This is a genomic window from Streptomyces sp. NPDC001599, from assembly GCF_042893535.1.
Lineage (GTDB): Bacteria > Actinomycetota > Actinomycetes > Streptomycetales > Streptomycetaceae > Streptomyces.
Genome location: NZ_JBIAVA010000012.1, coordinates 115130 through 132805 on the forward strand (window position 1 = coordinate 115130; position 17676 = coordinate 132805).

Sequence of the window (17676 nt, forward strand, 5' to 3'; positions counted from 1 at the left end):
CCGCACACCGGCTCGGTCAACAGTTGTTGAGCGAACGGCGGTAGAGTGGACCGGTGCCCACGCCCCACCAGTCCCGCGCAGACCGCCGCCGAGCGACCGAGGCCCGCATCCTGGACGGCGCACGGGAGCTGTTCGCCGAGCGGGGTTTCGACCGCACCACGATCCGCGCCGTGGCGACCTCGGCGGGCGTCGACCCGGCCCTGGTCATGCAGTACTTCGGTTCGAAGCGCGAACTGTTCACCGCGGCCGTGCAGGCGGCGCCCGCACCGCCGCCGGCCGCCGGCCCGGACGCGCTCGTCGATCAGCTGCTGGCCACGCTCGGCCTCAAGCTCGGCGGCCTGCCCGAGGGCACGCTGGCGATGATGCGCTCCATGCTCACCGACCCGGCGGCGGCCGACCACGCCCGGGCCGCCCTCGGCCGGCAGATCGACGGCATCGGCGCCGCCCTGCCCGAGGACGCGGACCCGGAACTGCGCGCCGCGCTCGTCGTCAGCACCCTGCTGGGCGTCTCCGTCGGGCACCAGCTGCTCGGCCTGTCACCCCTCCGGGACGCCTCGGCCGACCGGATCGCGGCGCTGCTCCGCCCCGCCCTCGCGGCGCTGACGACACCGGCGGGGTAGGCGCGTCAGCCCCGTCAGGCCTGGCACTGCTTCGCCATCATCGCCCGGTCCGCCCCCGTCACCGCCAGCTCGTACTTGACCGCGACCTGGGCGAAGCGGACCGCGTACGCGCACCGGATCGCCTTGTCCGGCGGCAGCCAGGAGGCCGGCCCGGAGTCGCGCTTGGCGGAGTTGGCGCGGCCCTCGACGGGGAGCAGGTTGAGCGGGTCGTTGGCCAGCTGCTCGCGCTTGTTCTCCGGCCACCGCGAGGAACCCATCTGCCAGCTGTAGGACAGCGGCACGACGTGGTCGATCTGGACCTCGCTCGCGTCCTGCTTGCGCCAGTCGATGCGCGTCCCGGTGTACGGGTCGTCCAGCGTCATCGCGATGACCACGCAGTCCGAACCGGACTTGAAGCGCACCTCCTGGCCGTCGCGTTTGAGCAGGTCGTTGCGCGTGTCGCAGCCGTTGCGGGCGAGCGGGACGCCGTCGGCGGTGTCCATCCAGGCATAGCCGAACTCGTCCCGGTCGTACCCGGTCTTCGGGCCGCGCCCCTTGGTCCGCAGACCGTCGATCAGCTTGCGGGCGGCCGCCTGCGGGCTGTCGCCCGTGACCGGGGCGAGGCCCGGTTCGGTGCCGTCCGGGTTGTCCAGCGGGCTGACGGCGTGGCCCGCGGCGGGGGCCTCGGCGCCACTGCCCGAGGTCGGGGTGTCGTCGTCGGCCTCCAGGCCTTCACAGCCGGCCACCAGGGCCAGGGCGAGGGCCGCCCCCGCGGCCCAACCGGTACGGATCCTGCTGTGCCGCGTCATGCGCGCCCCTCCCCTTGCCGTTCGCAGCCACCACCGTAGCGAGGGAGAGGTCCGGGCCATAGGTGGCCTTAAGTGGGCGTTAGTGGGCACACGAGACATATCTGTCGTACCTTCGACAGTGAGTCACGCCTCGGAAGGAGCTCTGCATGGGCATCCTCGACAAGATGAAGAGCATGGCCGGCAAGGACAAGGACAGGTCACGGAAGATGTCCGACGCCGCCGAACGCCAGGTCAACCAGAGGACCGGCGGCAAGTACGAGAAGCAGGTCGACTCCGCGCAGCAGCAGGCCGAGGGCAAGCTCGGCTTCGGCCGCGAGCAGGGCGGCGGCCGGGAGCAGCAGTAGAAGCCGTTCCCCGTACCCGGACACGTCGAAGCCGTCCACGGAACTGTCCCCGTGGACGGCTTCCCGTGGACGGCTTCCCGTGGGCGGCTTCCCGTGGGCGGCTTCCCGTGGGCGGGCCCGGGCTTCGAGTGCTACGACCCGAGGATCGAGGTCAGGAACTCGCCCACCCAGCCGAGCAGCTCCCGTCCTACCAGCGGCTTGCCGCCCACCTTCGCGGTCTTCGGGCGCGGCACGAGCACCTGGTGCGTACCCGACTTGATGACGCTGCCGGGGTAGAGCCGCTTGAGCCTCAGCTCCTGGGACTCGCGCAACTCCACCGGTGCGAAGCGGATGTTGTTGCCCTGGAGCACCACCTCGCCGACGGCGCACGCCCGCGCGAGCATGCGCAGACCGGCGACCAGCAGCAGGTTCTCCACCGGCTCCGGCAGCTTGCCGTAGCGGTCGACGAGTTCCTCGCGTACGGCCTTGATGTCCTCCTCGCTGTTGGCGGAGGCGATGGACCGGTAGGCCTGGAGGCGCAGCCGCTCGCCGGGGGCGTAGTCGTGTGGGACGTGCGCGTCGACGGGCAGCTCGATCTTGACCTCGAGCGGCGGCTCCTCCTCCACACCGCCCTCCAGGGAGGCCCGGTAGTCGGCGACGGCCTCGCCGACCATCCGCACGTACAGGTCGAAGCCGACACCGGCGATGTGGCCCGACTGCTCGCCGCCGAGCAGATTGCCCGCGCCGCGGATCTCCAGGTCCTTCATCGCCACGTACATGCCCGCGCCCATCTCGGTGTGCTGGGCGATGGTGGCGAGCCGCTCGTGCGCGGTCTCCGTCAGCGGCTTCTCCGGCGGGTACAGGAAGTAGGCGTAACCGCGCTCGCGGCCGCGGCCGACGCGGCCGCGCAGCTGGTGGAGCTGGCTGAGGCCGAAGTTGTCGCCGCGCTCGACGATGAGGGTGTTGGCGTTGGAGATGTCGATGCCGGACTCGACGATGGTCGTGGAGACCAGCACGTCGAACTTCTTCTCCCAGAAGTCGACGACGACCTGCTCCAGGGCCTGCTCCGACATCTGGCCGTGGGCGGTGGCGATCCGCGCCTCGGGCACGATCTCGCGCAGCTTGGCCGCCGCGCGGTCGATGGACTCGACCCGGTTGTGGATGTAGAAGACCTGGCCCTCGCGGAGCAGCTCGCGGCGGATCGCGGCGCCGATCTGCTTGTGCTCGTAGGGGCCGACGAAGGTCAGCACCGGGTGCCGCTCCTCGGGCGGGGTGGTGATCGTGGACATCTCGCGGATGCCGGTGACCGCCATCTCCAGGGTGCGCGGGATGGGCGTCGCGGACATGGTGAGCACGTCGACGTTGGCGCGCAGCTTCTTCAGCTGCTCCTTGTGCTCGACGCCGAAGCGCTGCTCCTCGTCGACGATGACCAGGCCCAGGTCCTTGAACTTCGTCTCCGAGGAGAACAGACGATGGGTGCCGATGACGATGTCCACCGATCCCTCGCGCAGGCCCTCCAGGGTCGCCTTCGACTCGGTGTCGCTCTGGAAGCGCGACAGCGCCTTCACGTTCACCGGGAACTGGGCGTAGCGCTCGCCGAACGTCCCGAAGTGCTGCTGCACCAGCAGCGTGGTGGGGACGAGCACGGCGACCTGCTTGCCGTCCTGGACGGCCTTGAACGCGGCGCGGACCGCGATCTCCGTCTTGCCGTAGCCGACGTCGCCGCAGATCAGGCGGTCCATCGGGACCGTCTTCTCCATGTCGTCCTTGACCTCGGCGATGGTGGTGAGCTGGTCCGGGGTCTCCGCGTAGGGGAAGGCGTCCTCCAGCTCGCGCTGCCAGGGGGTGTCCGCGCCGAACGCGTGGCCGGGCGCGGCCATCCGCGCGCTGTACAGCTTGATCAGGTCGGCGGCGATCTCCTTGACCGCCTTCTTGGCGCGGGCCTTGGTCTTGGTCCAGTCGGCGCCGCCGAGGCGGTGCAGGGTGGGGGCCTCGCCGCCGACGTACTTGGTGATCTGCTCCAGCTGGTCGGTGGGGATGTAGAGCCGGTCGCCGGGCTGGCCGCGCTTGGCGGGGGCGTACTCCACGACCAGGTACTCGCGGGTGGCGCCCTGGACGGTGCGCTGCACCATCTCGATGTAGCGGCCGACGCCGTGCTGCTCGTGGACGATGTAGTCGCCGGTCTCCAGGGTGAGCGGGTCGATGGTCTTGCGGCGCCGGGCCGGCATCCGCGCGCCCTCGCGTCCGGCGGCCTTCTGGCCGGTCAGGTCGGTCTCGGTGAGCACGGCGAGCTTGAGGGCCGGGTCGACGAAACCGTGGTCGATCGAGCCGCAGGAGACGTGCACGACGGAGGGGCTGAGCGTGCCGAGGTCGTGGTCGAGGCGGGCGGCGATGCCCTCGCCGCCGAGGACCTCGACGGTGCGGGAGGCGGGGCCGTGGGCCTCGGTGACGTAGACCGCGCGCCAGCCGTCGGCGAGCCAGCCCTTGGTGTCGGCCAGCGCCTTGGCGGTGTCGCCGCGGTAGGTCTCGGGGGCGTGCATGCCGAGCTTGAGGGTGTCCGAGTCGCCCTCCGCGTCCAGGGCGGACGTCAGCGTCTCGTCCGCGGCGAAGGGCGAGACCGACCACCACATCATGTCCAGCTCGCGGGCCCGCTCCCGGACGTCCGCGATGGACCACAGCGAGGCCGCGTCCACGTCGATGGGCGCCTCGCCCCCGCCCGCGGTGGCCGCCCAGGACGCCTGGAGGAACTCCTGCGAGGTCGCCACCAGGTCGGCGGCCCGCGTACGCACCCGCTCGGGGTCGCAGACCAGGGACATCGAGCCCTTGGGCAGCACGTCGAGGAGCAGTTCCATGTCGTCGACGAGGACGGGCGCCAGGGACTCCATGCCCTCCACCGCGATGCCCTCGGCGATCTTCCCGAGCAGTTCGCCCAGCTCGGGGTGGTCCTCGGCGAGGACGCGGGCGCGCTCGCGCACGTCGTCGGTGAGCAGCAGCTCCCGGCAGGGCGGGGCCCACAGACCGTGCTCGGCGACCTCCAGGGAGCGCTGGTCGGCGACCTTGAAGTAACGGATCTCCTCGACGTCGTCGCCCCAGAACTCAACCCGGAGCGGGTGCTCCTCGGTCGGCGGGAAGACGTCCAGGATGCCGCCGCGCACGGCGAACTCGCCGCGCTTCTCCACCAGCTCGACGCGCGCGTACGCCGCTGCCGCGAGGGCCTGGACGATCTCTTCCAGGTCGGCGCTCTGGCCGGTGCGCAGCGCCACGGGCTCCAGGTCGCCCAGGCCCTTGACCTGCGGCTGGAGCACGGAGCGTACGGGTGCGACGACGACGGAGACCGGGCCGGTCTCCGGGTCGTCGGGGCGGGGGTGGGCCAGGCGCCGCAGGACGGCGAGACGGCGGCCGACGGTGTCGCTGCGGGGGCTGAGACGCTCGTGCGGGAGGGTCTCCCAGGAGGGGTACTCCACGATGCCCTCGGGGGGCAGCAGGGAGCGCAGGGCCGCCGCCAGGTCCTCCGCCTCGCGTCCCGTCGCCGTCACCGCCAGCACCGGGCGGCCCGTCTCGCGGGCCAGGGCGGCGATCGCGAAGGGGCGGGCCGCGGGTGGGCCGACCAGGTCGACGTGCATGCGGTTGCCGTCTGCGGCCGCCGAGATCGCTTCCGCGAGGGCGGTGTCCTTGACGACGGCGTCGAGCAGACCGTGCAGGCTCATTCGGGGTGCTTTCCGTGCGGGGGTGTACAACACGACGGGCCCGACGCGCGCTGCGGGCCGGGGTGTCTCCAGCGTACGTCGCTGCGCTCGGGTGTGTTGGGGGCTGTGGACGACGCCGGGTGCGTGGTGGGCGGCGCCGCGGTGGCCGTACCAGGGGGCTCCGCCCCCTGGACCCCCGGGCCTATGCCCACCCACCACCCGACTCGGTGGGCTGAAAGGCGAACGTCCGGGGTGACGGACCACTCGGGGGGCTGAAGACGGACGCACTGGTGAGGGGCGGCTCGGGGGGGGTGGGGAGGGTGAAAGGCGGACGCGCAGGGGGACGGACGGGCCCGGGGGCTGAAGGCGGACGCGCAGGGGGACGGACCGCTCGGGGGGCTGAAAGGCGGGCGCGCCGGTGAGGGGCGGATTGGGGGTGGGAGGTGGCAGGGCGGTTTCGGCGATGGCAAAAAGGGCCCGGTGCCTCCGCCCCTCTGGGACTTCGGCGCCGGGCCCCTCCTCCGCAACCCCCGTGTGCGGTGGCTGTCGGGACGGGTGCTACTCCGTCGCGATGGCGTTCAGGACGTTCATCCGGCCCGCCCGGAAGGCCGGAACCAGGGCGGCGAACAGGCCCACGAAGGCCGAGCCGATGAAGACCCCGATGATCGTCGGCCAGGGGATGTCCAGGACGTTCAGGCCCTCCAGGGCGAGCAGCTTCTGGGCCGTGGCGCCCCAGCCCATGCCCAGGCCGAGGCCGAGCAGTGCACCGAAGAGGGCGATGACCACGGACTCCATGCGGATCATGCGGCGCAGCTGGCGGCGGGAGAGGCCGATGGCCCGCATCAGGCCGATCTCCCTGGTCCGCTCGACCACCGACAGCGCCAGGGTGTTCACCACACCGAGGACGGCGACGATGATCGCCAGGGCGAGCAGGCCGTACACCATGTTCAGCAGCTGGCCGATCTGGTCCTTCAGCTCCTGCTTGTAGTCGGTCTGGTCGGCCACCTGGTACTGCGGGTAGGCGTCCAGCGACTTCTTCAGCGCGGCGTACGCCTGGTCGGCCTGGCCGTCCTTCGCCTTGGCGAACATGATCGTGTTCGGCGGGACGTTCTCGGCCGGCAGGTACTTCTCCATCGTCTCGATGCTGATGTACCGGGCGCCCTGGTCGATGGCCACGTCGTCGCTGGTGATCGCGGCGACCTTGAGCTTCGCGGTCTCGCCGCCCTTGAAGGCGACGGAGACGGTGTCGCCGACGTGCACGCCGTGCTTCGCGGCGTAGTCCGAGCCGACCGACATGGCGTCGGTGCCGTAGGCGGCGGAGAGCTTGCCCTCGGTCGTCGCGCGGCGCACGTCCTCGGCGTAGGTGGGGTCGGCGGCCGTGACGCCGTCGTCGTCCGTCTTGCCGTCGGGCGAGGTCAGCGTGGCGTCGAGCATCTTGTAGCGGGTGACGTGCTCCAGGCCGGGGGTGCCGGTCATGGCATTCTCGGCCTGCGGCACGATCCGCTGGTTGCCCTGGACGATGAAGTCCGCGCCGACCGTCTTGTCCAGCTCGCTGGTGGCCGAGGCGACCATGGAGGAGCCGACGACGGAGAGGCAGGCGACCAGCGCGAGGCCGATCATCAGGGCGGCGCCGGTGGCTCCGGTGCGGCGCGGGTTGCGCAGGGCGTTGCGCTCGGCCAGGCGGCCCACGGGACCGAAGGCCCGCAGCAGCACCGCGCTGATCACCCGCACCACGAACCCGGCCAGCAGCGGGCCGATGACGACGAAGCCGATGAGGGAGAGCACGATGCCCGCGCCGAGCATCATCGAACCGTCGCTCGCCTTGTCGGCGGAGGCGGCCGTGAGCAGGGCGGCGACGCCGGAGCCGGTGAGCACCAGGCCGATCAGGCCGCGTATCCAGCCCGCCTTGGCGTCGGCCGGGGTACCGGCGTCGCGCAGGGCGGCCATCGGGGAGATCTTCCCGGCCCGGCGGGCCGGCAGGTATGCGGCCAGGACGGTGACCACGACGCCGAGGATCAGGCCGGTCACGGGGGTCGCCGTCTTGATGGTGAGGTCGTCGGTGGACAGGTTCATGCCCGCCGCCGACATCAGCTTCATCAGGCCGATGGCGATGCCGACACCGGCCGCGACACCGAGGACCGAGCCGACGACGCCGAGGAGGAGCGCCTCGACCAGCACCGAGCGGTTGACCTGCCGGCGGGAGGAACCGATGGCCCGCATCAGGCCGATCTCGCGGGTGCGCTGGGCGACCAGCATGGAGAAGGTGTTGATGATCAGGAAGATGCCGACCAGGAACGCGATCCCGGCGAAGCCGAGCATGGCGTACTTGATGACGTCCATGAACTCGCCGACGTCCTCGCGTCCTTCGTCGGACGCCTCCTTGGCCGTCTGGACCTTGAAGGTGTCGCCTCCGAGGGCTCCGGAGACGTTCTTCTTCAGCTGCGCGTCGGTCACACCGGACGCCGCGGTGACGTTGAACTGGCTGAACCGGTCCGTGCCGCCGAGCAGTTCACGCTGGGCGGTGGGGGTGTCGAAGTAGACGACCGCGGCACCGGGGTTGGTGACGGTGAAGGAGGCGATGCCGACGATCCTGGCCTTGAAGTCGCCGGTCTGCGCGATGGTGCGCAGCTCGTCGCCGATCTTCAGGTCGTGCTTGTCGGCGGTGTCGGAGTCGACCATCGTCTCGGTCGGGCCGCGCGGCGCGTGGCCCGAGGTGATCTCCATGGACCGCAGGTCGTTCTTGGTCCAGTTCCCGGCGATGGTCGGGGCGCCGCTGGTGGCTCCCACGTTGTCGTTGTCGGAGTTGACGACGGTCACGTTCATCGAGGCGACCGCGCCCTCGACGGACTCCACGCCGTCGACCGAACGGAGCTTGTCCAGCGTGGCCGCCGGCAGCGACTCGGGCACCCCGTTCTGCGGGGTGTCCTCGGCCTCGGCGTCCTTCGGGGCGACCGTCACGTCGGAGGAGGTGACGGCGAAGAGCTTGTCGAAGGTGGTGTTCATCGTGTCGGTGAACACCAGGGTGCCGCACACGAACGCCACCGACAGCAGCACCGCCACCGCCGAGAGCGCCATGCGGCCCTTGTGCGCGAAGAAGTTGCGCATCGAGGTCTTCACGACGGTCATGACGTGCGCCCCCGGGCGTCGAAGTCCTTCATGCGGTCGAGCACGGCTTCCGCGGTGGGCTTGTGCATCTCGTCGACGATCCGGCCGTCGGCGAGATACAGCACCCGGTCCGCGTAGCTGGCGGCCACCGGGTCGTGGGTGACCATCACGATGGTCTGGCCCAGCTCGGTGACCGACCGGCGCAGGAAGCCGAGCACCTCGGCACCGGCGCGCGAGTCCAGGTTGCCGGTCGGCTCGTCACCGAAGATGATCTCGGGCTGGGCGGCCAGGGCCCGGGCCACCGCGACCCGCTGCTGCTGGCCGCCGGAGAGCTGGGTGGGCCGGTGCTTGAGCCGCCCCGCGAGCCCCACGGTCTCCACGACGCGGTCCAGCCACGCGCGGTCGTACTTGCGGCCGGCGATGTCCATGGGCAGCGTGATGTTCTCGATCGCGTTGAGCGTCGGGAGCAGGTTGAACGCCTGGAAGATGAAGCCGATCCGGTCCCGGCGCAGCTGCGTGAGCTTCTTGTCCTTCAGACCGGTGATCTCGGTCTCGTCGAGGTAGATCTGCCCGCCGGTGACGGTGTCCAGGCCGGCCAGGCAGTGCATCAGCGTGGACTTGCCGGACCCCGAGGGGCCCATGATCGCGGTGAACTGGCCGCGCGCGATGTCCACGTCCACATGGTCGAGGGCGACCACCCGGGTCTCGCCCGATCCATAGGCCTTCACGACCTGCCGCGCTCGCGCGGCAACGGCCGTACGCCCTCCAGTGCTCCCGTGCGTGGGAATACTTACGGCCGATGTCATGTCAAGTCTCCTATGTCGGTCATCGAGTGAGCCGGCGGTGCCCGGCGCGGCGGTCGTTCCGCCGCGCAGGTGCCTCGCTGCTGTCTCGAAGAGTCTGTCCGGAACCGGGGGCCGGCCGCGCTGGTGTTCAGCGCAGTCTTTTACTGAGGAAAACCCCACCCCCGCGGGTCCGGTTCACCGCCCCCCAGCGGCGTAAGGCCAGATTAAGGACGGCACCGGTCCCGTCTCGTCCTCCGTCGGTACGAACCCTCCCCGACCCGTAGTACGGAGGTACCCCTAGGGGCAGTCCACCCTTCGGTGGAGCGGGTCTCGGGGTCGCTCTCCACCCTGAGACGCACCGAGCGTCCACCCGGGCACATACCGACCGATCAGTTCGGCCAAAACGCAGCGTGCTCCCCAACTCACGAGTAACGTGCCTGGCTCCCGCCCCCCACCTCCTTCGGTCCACCGCTCGGACCCCAGCCGCGCAAGGAGAACCGGGATGTCCTACGACCCGTCCCCGTCATACCCGCACCGCCCACCACCACCCCCGCCCCCGTACGCCCCGAGGCGCCAAGCCCAACACGCCCAACGCGCCCAAGACGCCCGCTCAGCCCACCGCGCGCCCCGCCGCGACCCGTTGGGGCACCACAGCGACCTGCGGATCCTGCGCAGCGCCTACCGCCGGCAGCGGCGCACCGCCACGCTCGCCGCGCTCGGCTACTTCACGCTCTTCCTGCTCCTGTCCGCGTACGCGCCCGGGCTGATGACCGGCACCGCCGCCGGCGGACTGCCCACCGGGCTGCTGCTCGCCCTGGCCCAGCTCCCCGTCACCTGGCTGGCGATCGCGCTGTACGAGCACACCGCCCGGCGCCGCGTCGACCCGCTCGCGGACCGCATCCGCAAGGAGGCCGAACTGGACGCGCGGCGGGGGGCGGGGCGGTGACGGAGTTCAGCGGCAACGCCCAGACGATGTCCCTGGTCGGCTTCACCGCCGTCGCCACCGTCACGCTGCTGCTGTGCGTGATGACCGGCCCGGACCGGGACGACCTCGACGAGTTCTACACCGGGTACGGCTCCCTGTCCCCCATGCGCAACGGCCTCGCGATCGCCGGCGACTACATCTCGGCGGCGTCCGTGCTCGGCACGGGCGGCGTCGTCGCCCTCTTCGGCCACGACGGCGTCGTCCTGGCGCTGAGCACCGCGCTGTCACTGATGCTGCTGATGTTCCTGCTGGCCGAACCCCTGCGCAACGCGGGCCGGTTCACCATGGGCGACGCTCTCGCCCGCCGGATGCCGGGCCGCGCCGTCCGCATGACGGCCTGCGCCGTGACCCTCGCGGCGCTGCTGCCGCTGATGCTGGTGCAGCTCGCGGGCACCGGCCAACTGCTCGCCTTCGTCCTCGGCTTCTCGGGCGCAGCCCTTCAGACCGGCTGCATCATCGGCCTGGGCGCGCTGATGATCAGTTACGCGGCGATCGGCGGGATGAAGGGCACCGCCCTCATCCAGATCCTCAAGATCGTGATGCTGCTCGGCTCGGGCCTCGTGGTCGCCGCGCTGATCCTGCACCGCTTCGACTGGGACCCCGCCGCGCTGTTCGACGCGGCGGCGGACAACAGCGGCGTGGGGTCGGCGTTCCTGAACTCCGGCCTCCAGTTCGCGGGCGGCCCCCACCCGGACGCGGACATGATCTCCTCGCAGCTCACCGTCGTCCTCGGCGGCGCCTGCCTCCCCCACGTCACCATGCGCATGTACACCGCCTCCTCGGCCCGCCAGGTGCGCCGCTCGATGTCCTGGGCGGTGTCCGCCGTGGCGCTGTTCGTGCTGGTCGTCACGGTGATCGGCTTCGGTGCGACGGCGCTGGTGGGGCGGGCGGCCGTCGCCGGGGTCGACCCGCAGGGCAACACCGCCTACCTGCTGGGCTCGCAGGCGGCCTTCGGCGCACAGGTCTCCACCGCGGAAACGTTCCTGTTCACGACCGTCACCACGGCCGTCTTCCTCACCCTGCTCGCCTCCGTCGGCGGCATGATCCTGGCCTGCGCCAACTCCCTGGCCCACGACGTCTTCGCCGCCCGTGTGCAGGAGATGTCACCGCGCCGCGAGATGACCCTCGCCCGCGTCTCCGCCCTCGCCGTCGGCATCCCGGCCATCGCCCTGGCCACTCTCGTCCAGCACCGCAGCCTCCAGCCGCTGGTGACCCTGTCCTTCTGCCTGGGCGCCTCGGCCATCGCACCCGCCCTGGTCTACGGCCTCTTCTGGCGCCGCTACACACGCGCAGGACTGCTCTGCACCCTGATCGGGGGCTCGCTGGCCGTGCTGGTGCTGATGCCGGGCACCAACCTGGTCTCCGGCTCGCCGGTGTCCGCCTTCCCCGAGGCCGACTTCAACTGGTTCCCCTTCACCACGACGGGCCTGGTCTCCATCCCGCTGGGCTTCGCCTGCGGCTGGCTCGGCACGATGCTCTCCGGCCGGCGCAAGGCTCAGGAGCAGCGCCGGCACTACGAGGCGGTGGAGGGCTGGATCCTGGCGGGCGCGGTACGCAGGGGGGACTGACGGCACGGCAGGCGGCGGGACCGGCGGGCGGTGTGCGGGAGAGCCCGGCGCGCCGTAGGCGGGGGAGTCCGGCGCGCCGTACGCGGAGGCCTCACGGCACGGGCGTCACTCCACCTCCACCGCACGCCCCGTCAGCGCATGGAGACTGCTGCGCACGGAGGCCATGTGGGCCTGCAACTCGTCCCACCGCTCCCCGTGCTCGCGCAGCACCCGTTCCGTGTCGCGGGCGATGCGCTCACGTCGCGCCCGGGCCTCGGCGACCACCTCGGCCGCCCGGTCCCGGGCCTCCTCCTGTCGCCGTCCCGCCGCCGCCCGGGCGTCGACCAGCTCCTGCTCCGCCTCGCGCACTGCCTGCTCCGCGCGCGCCACCAGCTCCGCGTGGTGGGCGTCCAGAGCCCGCGCGCGCTCCTCCTCGGTCCGCTCCGCCGCGGCCCACCGCTCGGCCAGTTCCCTGCTCTGCTCGGCGGCCGTCCCACTGGTGCGCCTGCGCATCTCGCGCAGCGCGGACAACGCCTCCGCGCGCCCCTCCTTCACCTCGCGCCGCGCTCCGATCCGCGCCTCGTCCGCCTCCGCGCGCGCCGCGAGCAACAGGTGCCGGGCCCGTTCGTCGGCCTCGGCCCGTACGGCGTCGGCGTGCGCCCGGGCCGCCTCCCGCACGCCGTCCGCGTACGCCCGCGCCTCCGCCATCAGCCCCTGCGCGGCACCGCGCGCCCGCTCGCGCACCGCCGCGGCCTCCTCCTCGCCGAGCCGGAACAGCTCCCGCGCACGCTCCCCCAGCACCCCGTAGTCCTGCGAGGTGAGCTGCGCGACCACCTCCTCCAGGTCTCCCAGGTCCTCTTCCATCTCCCTGGCCAGCACGGTGAGCCGGGCGGCCCGCTCCCAGGCCGCGTCGCGCTCCTCGGAGAGGGCCGCGGCACACGCCTCGACCTGCTCCGGACGGTAACCGCGCTCACGCCCGCGTACGGTCACGAAACCGTGGGGAGACGCCGATGCACCGCTCATGCCCATCACCCCTCAATCACCCTGTGCGTCCCGCTGGTGGTGAACCTGCCGCATCACATGGACCTGACCGACTTTATGGACCAGACGTAAGCCCACATAATCCGACACACCGCACACAAACGGGCGGGGCCCGGTCGACTCACAGGTCGACCGGGCCCCGCCCGTCGGGTACGTCAGCGGCGCGGACGCCTCACAGCAGCCCGTCCCACATCTGCTCGAGCAGCACGGACCACCAGCTCTCCGGCGAACCGAGCGCCGCCGGGTCCAGCGCGGCCAACTGCGCCTGGAAGTCCACCGTCCAGCGGCCCGCCTGCTCCTGGTTCAGACCGAACCTGAGCCGCCACATCCGGCCCAGCAGCGCCAGGCAGCGCGCGAACTCCGGCAGCCCCGTGTTCACGAACTGCGGCGGCACGGGCGCACCGCCCGGACCGGCCTCCACCGGCACCGCCACGATGGCCGCCGTGCCGTACTGCACACAGATCGCCCGGCCGAAGTCGCTGCCCACGACGAGGTACGACCCCGCGTCCGAGGCCGGCTGCACACCGCGCTCGGCCGCCAGCTCCGCCAGCGTCGGCACCGGCCGCCCCGGCTGGGCCTGCGCCCAGAAGAACGGCCCCATGTCCATCGGCAGCCCCGCGGCCACCAGCGTGTGCGCCACGACCGGCGGCACACCCTGCCGGGACACCGCGGCCTGCTCGAACCGGAAGACCCCCGGGCCGAACGCGCCGGCCAGCTCCTGCCCGACGGCCTCCGGCGGAACCGGCGGCGCGGGCTGCACCTGCGGCAGCGGAGCGCGCACCGGCGCCGGACGCGCCGGCCCGTCGGCCACCTGGTGCAGCTCGCCCTGGTGCGCCAGCAGTTGCTGCATGCCCTGCTGCCGGCTCGCGTGGTCCAGGCCGTACGGCGCAATCGAGGTGATCCGCGCCTGCGGCCACTGCTCCCGGATCATCCGCGCGCAGTACGCGCCCGGCAGCTCGCACGACTCCAGCTCGGTGTGCAGCTCGAGGACCTGGTCCGGCGGCACGTTCATGGAGCGCAGCTCGTGGAACATCTGCCACTCCGGGTGCGGCGTACCCGGCGCGGAACGCCGGATCAGCTGCTGCTCGGAGCCGTCCTGGGCGCGGTAGCGCAGCACGGCCTGGTAGCCGGGCCCGACGGTCGGCTGACCGGTGGGCTGCGGCGGATAGCCGTACGCCGGCGGTTGACCCGGCACGGGCTGCCCGGGCGGCGGCGGTACGGCACCGGGCAGGGGCGGTACGGCACCGGGCGGGGGCGGTACGGCACCGGGCGGGGGCGGCGGCGCGCCGATGCCGCCGGGACCGCCCAGGGAAGGCGCGGCCAGCACGGTCTGCGCGTGGTGCACGGCACCACCCGCGCCCCCCGCGGAACCCTGCGCGCCGGGCGCACCGGGAGCGGCCGGGGGAGGCGGTGGCGCACCGGGACCCGAAGGCACGCCCGGCGCACCCGGAGCACCGGGCGCCCCTGGAGCGGCGGGGGCACCGGGAGGCCCGGGCGGGCCAGGGGGATTGGGCGGACCGGGGGGACCGGGAGGCTGAGGGGCACCGCCGCCCGTCCGGCCCGGGTCGGCCAGCATCGTGGCGGCGTGGTGCATCCCGCCCGGCGGCGTCCCACCCGGCGCGTTCGGCGCGCTCGGCGGAGGCGGGGTCCCCGGAGCGCTCGGCGGCGGCGTCGCACCCGGCGCGGGCGGTGTGCCCGGAACGCTGGGCGGAGGCGGCGTGCCCGGGCCGCCCGGGCCCTCGGGACCGAGCGACGACACCAGCTGCGTCGGCACATAACCGCCCGCCGGAGCACCCGGCGCGGGCGGCCCCGACGGCCCCGACGCGCTCCCCGGTCGCGCGCCCGGCACACCCGGGGCGCTCGGCGGAGGCGGCGTGGACGAGCCACCGCCACGGCGCGGCGGAGGCGTCGCCTTGCTGGTCGCGGCGTCGGCGATGTCCCCGGCGTCCGGCGCGAGCGGCCGGGGCGGCGTGGCGGGCGCCCCGGGACCGGCGGGCGGCTGGGCCGGGGGCGGAGTCGGGGCCGCGGGCGGAGTCGGGGCCGCGGGCGGCGGTGCACCCGCCCCGGCGGGTGCGCCCGGCGCGTCCGGGTCGCCGATCGCCGGCGAGAGCGCCGTCGGCGGAAGCCGGCTGCCGCCCGACATCAGCGCCGTCTTGGCCTCCGGCGTCGTCGAGGGCGGCGGCGTGTCGTCGTCGACACCGCTCAACGGCGGCGCGAACACGGTCTGCGGCAGCGGTACGGAACGGTCCTCACCGGCGTCCGCGTTGGTGTCCGTCCCGGCCCAGGGCGTCGCCCCGGCGGGCGCACCCGGCACACCGGGCGCATACGGCGCATTCGGGGCACCAGAGGCGCCCGCGCCGGAGCCACCGGCGGACGAACCGGAGCCCGCCGCCGGCCACCCCGCACCACTCCCGGACGAACCCTCCGCGGGCGACGGCCCCGACGCCGCGGGAGCCGAAGGCACCCCGGCCTGCGTCTGCGGAAGCGCACCACCGGAGCCACCCGCGCCTGCGGTGTCACCGACCTCGCCGTCGCCCCGGCGGCGATCCGGAATGCCGATCCGGTCCGCCGCCTCCTGCAACCACTCCGGCGGACTCAGCAAGAAGGACGTCTGATTCAGGTCCACCCGCGCCGCGGGCGCCGCGGCCGGCGCCTGCGCCTCCTCGGGACGGCCGTACTCCTCCTCGTACCGGCGGATCACCTCGCCCACCGGAAGCGACGGCCACAGCGTCGCCTCGCCGCTGTCCCGGGCGATCACCAGCCGCTGCGCGCCCCCGTCCGAACGGGGACCGTCCGCACGGTCCTCGGCCCACACCACGAACCCGAGGTCGAACTCACGCACCCGCACCTCCCGGTGCTGGTACGCCGGCAGCTCGCCGTTGACCCACTCCTCCGCGCGCTCCTGCGCCTGCGCGAACGTCACCATCGTCAGCTCACTCCCCCACCGAAGACGCCGAGGACGCCGAGGACGCCGCCGTCACGGGCACCGCACGCGCGAAACCGCCGTCCACCATCAGGTTCGCCACCGTCTCCAACTCCGGCGGGGAACCCGCCAGCCGCGACAGGAACGCGTCGAAGTCCTCACCACAGGGCAGCAGCAGCCGCTCCACACGATCCGCCGGCGGCCACGACGGGTCCACGTCCCGCACGTCGTCGTAGGCGCAGAACCACACCGAACCGATCCGCTCGCCCTTCACCTTCACCGCGAGCAGACCGCCCTGGACGAACGCGACGCCCAGGTAGTCCTTCGTCAGATGGTCCCGCAGACACTTGTTCACATAGACCAGGTCGTTGACCGCCGCCTCCTCACGCACCGTGAAGAACGGCTGGTCCACCAGCAGCCCCAGCTCCGCGTCGAGCGCCGTACCCACCGGCGCACAGCCGCCCGCCGCCTTCAGGAACGACCGGTATGCGCCCGGCAGCCGGTACCCGAGGTCCTCCTCGACGCCCTGCACCTGCTGCTCCGTGACGGCCACACCCGACTTCGGCAGACCGAAGTGCACGGGACGCGTCTCCTGCAACGGCCGCGTGCCGCGCTTGCCCTGGTCCACCACGGCCGTCGAGATCCCGCCGTGGTGCCGCAGCAGCGCCTTCACCTCGACCGGAACCAGCTCCATGCGCCGCGAACCGGCCACGTGGTGCCACGTCCAGCCGTGCGGCGTCGCCACCGCGGGCACCGTGTCCCACAGCTCGTGCCCCGAGGCCGACAGGGCCGCGTTCGCCGACACGTAGTCCGTGAGCCGCAACTCGTCGACCCCGAACCCCTCCGGCGGGTCCGCGATCTCCGCGACCGCACGGGCGTACGGCGAGAACTCGGGGTAACCACCCGCGTCCACCCGTACCCCTCTCGGGTGACGGGCCGCCCGCACCGGATCCGGGAAATGCACGACCTGCCCGGCATAGGCCGCGTTCGGCGGCGCGGCTGCTTGCCCGAGCCGACCTGTCGTCATGGCGGTTGCCCCCTGCGGCGTCTGTCTGCTGCCAGATCCGTCTGATCTGCCTGCACTGTCTGGATTCCCCGCGTGCGAGCGCGGTGCCGACAGCCTATGCGGTACGGCGAGAGGGGTCACCGGCACCGGACCCCGCACCCGACACGCGGGACCCCCACTTCCGTGACCAGCCGTCACCCTCCCGTGACACACCGCCCATACCCGGGCGTGTCACCCCGCCCCAGCTTCCGCAGCAGCCCCGGGATTTGGCACTCTGTGACCTTCGGGGGGATGCTCAGGAGGGGAAGACGATCATGAGTGCGACACAGACGGGACCCGACACCGGGCGGTCCGACGACCCCCGCGGCGGCGACCCACGCATCGGCTGGAGCAGCACCGACACCCTCCAGACCCCCACCCTCCGGCACCGCCGCGACGGCATACTCCCGACCGTCGCCGCCGCCCTCTCCGTACGCGGCACCACCCTCACCGGCACCGCGACCCGCGCCGACACACCGCCCGCACTGCACCACCTCGTGCAGGACTTCCTCGACACCCTCACCAGCGGCCAACGAGACCGTTACACCGGCCGCTGCGCCGAGACGATCCTCATCTCACGGCACCTGGCCACCGCCGACGCCGCCCGCAGCAAACGCGCCGCACGAAAACCCATGACCAACGGCGAAGCCCGCAAGGCCCTCAAACACGCCAAGCTCACCACCCGCCGCATCCGCGAGGACGGCGACCCCCTCCACGGCGCCTTCGCCGCACCGTGCCGCGCCTGCACCGCCCTCAGCGCACACTTCGGCGTCCGCGTCGTCGACCCCGCCACGGAGAAGGACTGACAGAGCAGACCGAGCCGAACCA

At 72.7% G+C, this 17676-nt stretch carries 12 protein-coding genes; 5 read left to right on the forward strand and 7 right to left on the reverse strand.

The genetic code is table 11. From position 1 onward, the window contains the following. Positions 1-53: 53 nt before the first annotated feature. Positions 54-620, forward strand: a complete 567-nt coding sequence (locus tag ACFYZ3_RS27810) for a TetR family transcriptional regulator (RefSeq protein ID WP_388523057.1) — start codon at positions 54-56, stop codon at positions 618-620. 14 nt (positions 621-634) lie between these two features. Here ACFYZ3_RS27810 and ACFYZ3_RS27815 read toward each other — a convergent pair whose 3' ends face one another. Then, complete coding sequence (locus ACFYZ3_RS27815) at positions 635-1408, reverse strand: HNH endonuclease family protein (protein WP_388523060.1); 774 nt, start codon at positions 1406-1408, stop codon at positions 635-637. 146 nt (positions 1409-1554) lie between these two features. Here ACFYZ3_RS27815 and ACFYZ3_RS27820 point away from each other — a divergent pair, with 146 nt between their 5' ends. Next, on the forward strand, positions 1555-1752 hold the full coding sequence (locus ACFYZ3_RS27820; protein ID WP_361008403.1) for an antitoxin: 198 nt from the start codon (positions 1555-1557) through the stop codon (positions 1750-1752). Between the two features lie 131 nt (positions 1753-1883). Here ACFYZ3_RS27820 and mfd read toward each other — a convergent pair whose 3' ends face one another. The 3 genes from mfd to ACFYZ3_RS27835 all read right to left on the reverse strand — a co-directional run bounded on the left by mfd (position 1884) and on the right by ACFYZ3_RS27835 (position 9328). Continuing rightward, the gene (gene mfd / locus ACFYZ3_RS27825; RefSeq protein WP_388523063.1) at positions 1884-5438 is read right to left on the reverse strand and encodes a transcription-repair coupling factor; all 3555 of its coding nucleotides are present in this window, start codon (positions 5436-5438) and stop codon (positions 1884-1886) included. Positions 5439-5975: 537 nt separating this feature from the next. Continuing rightward, on the reverse strand, positions 5976-8543 hold the full coding sequence (locus ACFYZ3_RS27830) for an ABC transporter permease (protein WP_388523066.1): 2568 nt from the start codon (positions 8541-8543) through the stop codon (positions 5976-5978). Beyond that, complete coding sequence (locus ACFYZ3_RS27835; protein ID WP_003975700.1) at positions 8540-9328, reverse strand: ABC transporter ATP-binding protein; 789 nt, start codon at positions 9326-9328, stop codon at positions 8540-8542. Before ACFYZ3_RS27835 ends, ACFYZ3_RS27830 begins: the two co-directional genes overlap by 4 nt. Positions 9329-9809: 481 nt before the next feature. On the opposite strand from ACFYZ3_RS27835, the gene ACFYZ3_RS27840 reads away from it, so the two are divergent. Next, the gene (locus ACFYZ3_RS27840; protein ID WP_388523069.1) at positions 9810-10253 is read left to right on the forward strand and encodes a DUF485 domain-containing protein; all 444 of its coding nucleotides are present in this window, start codon (positions 9810-9812) and stop codon (positions 10251-10253) included. A 26-nt stretch (positions 10254-10279) separates the two neighbouring features. After that, the gene (locus tag ACFYZ3_RS27845) at positions 10280-11860 is read left to right on the forward strand and encodes a cation acetate symporter (protein ID WP_388523292.1); all 1581 of its coding nucleotides are present in this window, start codon (positions 10280-10282) and stop codon (positions 11858-11860) included. A 105-nt stretch (positions 11861-11965) separates the two neighbouring features. Here the strand turns inward: ACFYZ3_RS27845 and ACFYZ3_RS27850 are convergent, their stop codons facing one another. The 3 genes from ACFYZ3_RS27850 to ACFYZ3_RS27860 all read right to left on the reverse strand — a co-directional run bounded on the left by ACFYZ3_RS27850 (position 11966) and on the right by ACFYZ3_RS27860 (position 16830). Continuing rightward, positions 11966-12862, reverse strand: coding sequence for a cellulose-binding protein (locus tag ACFYZ3_RS27850; protein ID WP_388523072.1), 897 nt, complete (start codon positions 12860-12862; stop codon positions 11966-11968). A gap of 190 nt (positions 12863-13052) precedes the next feature. After that, entirely contained in the window at positions 13053-15806 is a 2754-nt protein-coding gene (locus ACFYZ3_RS27855; protein WP_388523075.1) for an SUKH-4 family immunity protein, read from the reverse strand. Positions 15807-15813: 7 nt separating this feature from the next. Then, positions 15814-16830, reverse strand: a complete 1017-nt coding sequence (locus tag ACFYZ3_RS27860) for an SMI1/KNR4 family protein (RefSeq protein WP_361008389.1) — start codon at positions 16828-16830, stop codon at positions 15814-15816. A gap of 293 nt (positions 16831-17123) precedes the next feature. On the opposite strand from ACFYZ3_RS27860, the gene ACFYZ3_RS27865 reads away from it, so the two are divergent. Further along, positions 17124-17654 carry a YwqJ-related putative deaminase gene (locus ACFYZ3_RS27865; protein WP_003975696.1) on the forward strand — a complete coding sequence of 177 codons (531 nt, stop codon included), beginning with the start codon at positions 17124-17126 and terminating at the stop codon, positions 17652-17654. The last annotated feature ends 22 nt before the right edge of the window (positions 17655-17676 follow it).

Coding starts and splice junctions, on each gene's coding strand:
- ACFYZ3_RS27815 (WP_388523060.1), bottom strand. CDS start 1,408: ATGACGCGGCACAGCAGGATCCGTACCGGTTGGGCCGCGGGGGCGGCC.
- ACFYZ3_RS27820 (WP_361008403.1), top strand. CDS start 1,555: ATGGGCATCCTCGACAAGATGAAGAGCATGGCCGGCAAGGACAAGGAC.
- mfd (WP_388523063.1), bottom strand. CDS start 5,438: ATGAGCCTGCACGGTCTGCTCGACGCCGTCGTCAAGGACACCGCCCTC.
- ACFYZ3_RS27830 (WP_388523066.1), bottom strand. CDS start 8,543: ATGACCGTCGTGAAGACCTCGATGCGCAACTTCTTCGCGCACAAGGGC.
- ACFYZ3_RS27835 (WP_003975700.1), bottom strand. CDS start 9,328: ATGACATCGGCCGTAAGTATTCCCACGCACGGGAGCACTGGAGGGCGT.
- ACFYZ3_RS27840 (WP_388523069.1), top strand. CDS start 9,810: ATGTCCTACGACCCGTCCCCGTCATACCCGCACCGCCCACCACCACCC.
- ACFYZ3_RS27845 (WP_388523292.1), top strand. CDS start 10,280: ATGTCCCTGGTCGGCTTCACCGCCGTCGCCACCGTCACGCTGCTGCTG.
- ACFYZ3_RS27850 (WP_388523072.1), bottom strand. CDS start 12,862: ATGAGCGGTGCATCGGCGTCTCCCCACGGTTTCGTGACCGTACGCGGG.
- ACFYZ3_RS27855 (WP_388523075.1), bottom strand. CDS start 15,806: ATGGTGACGTTCGCGCAGGCGCAGGAGCGCGCGGAGGAGTGGGTCAAC.
- ACFYZ3_RS27860 (WP_361008389.1), bottom strand. CDS start 16,830: ATGACGACAGGTCGGCTCGGGCAAGCAGCCGCGCCGCCGAACGCGGCC.
- ACFYZ3_RS27865 (WP_003975696.1), top strand. CDS start 17,124: ATGAGTGCGACACAGACGGGACCCGACACCGGGCGGTCCGACGACCCC.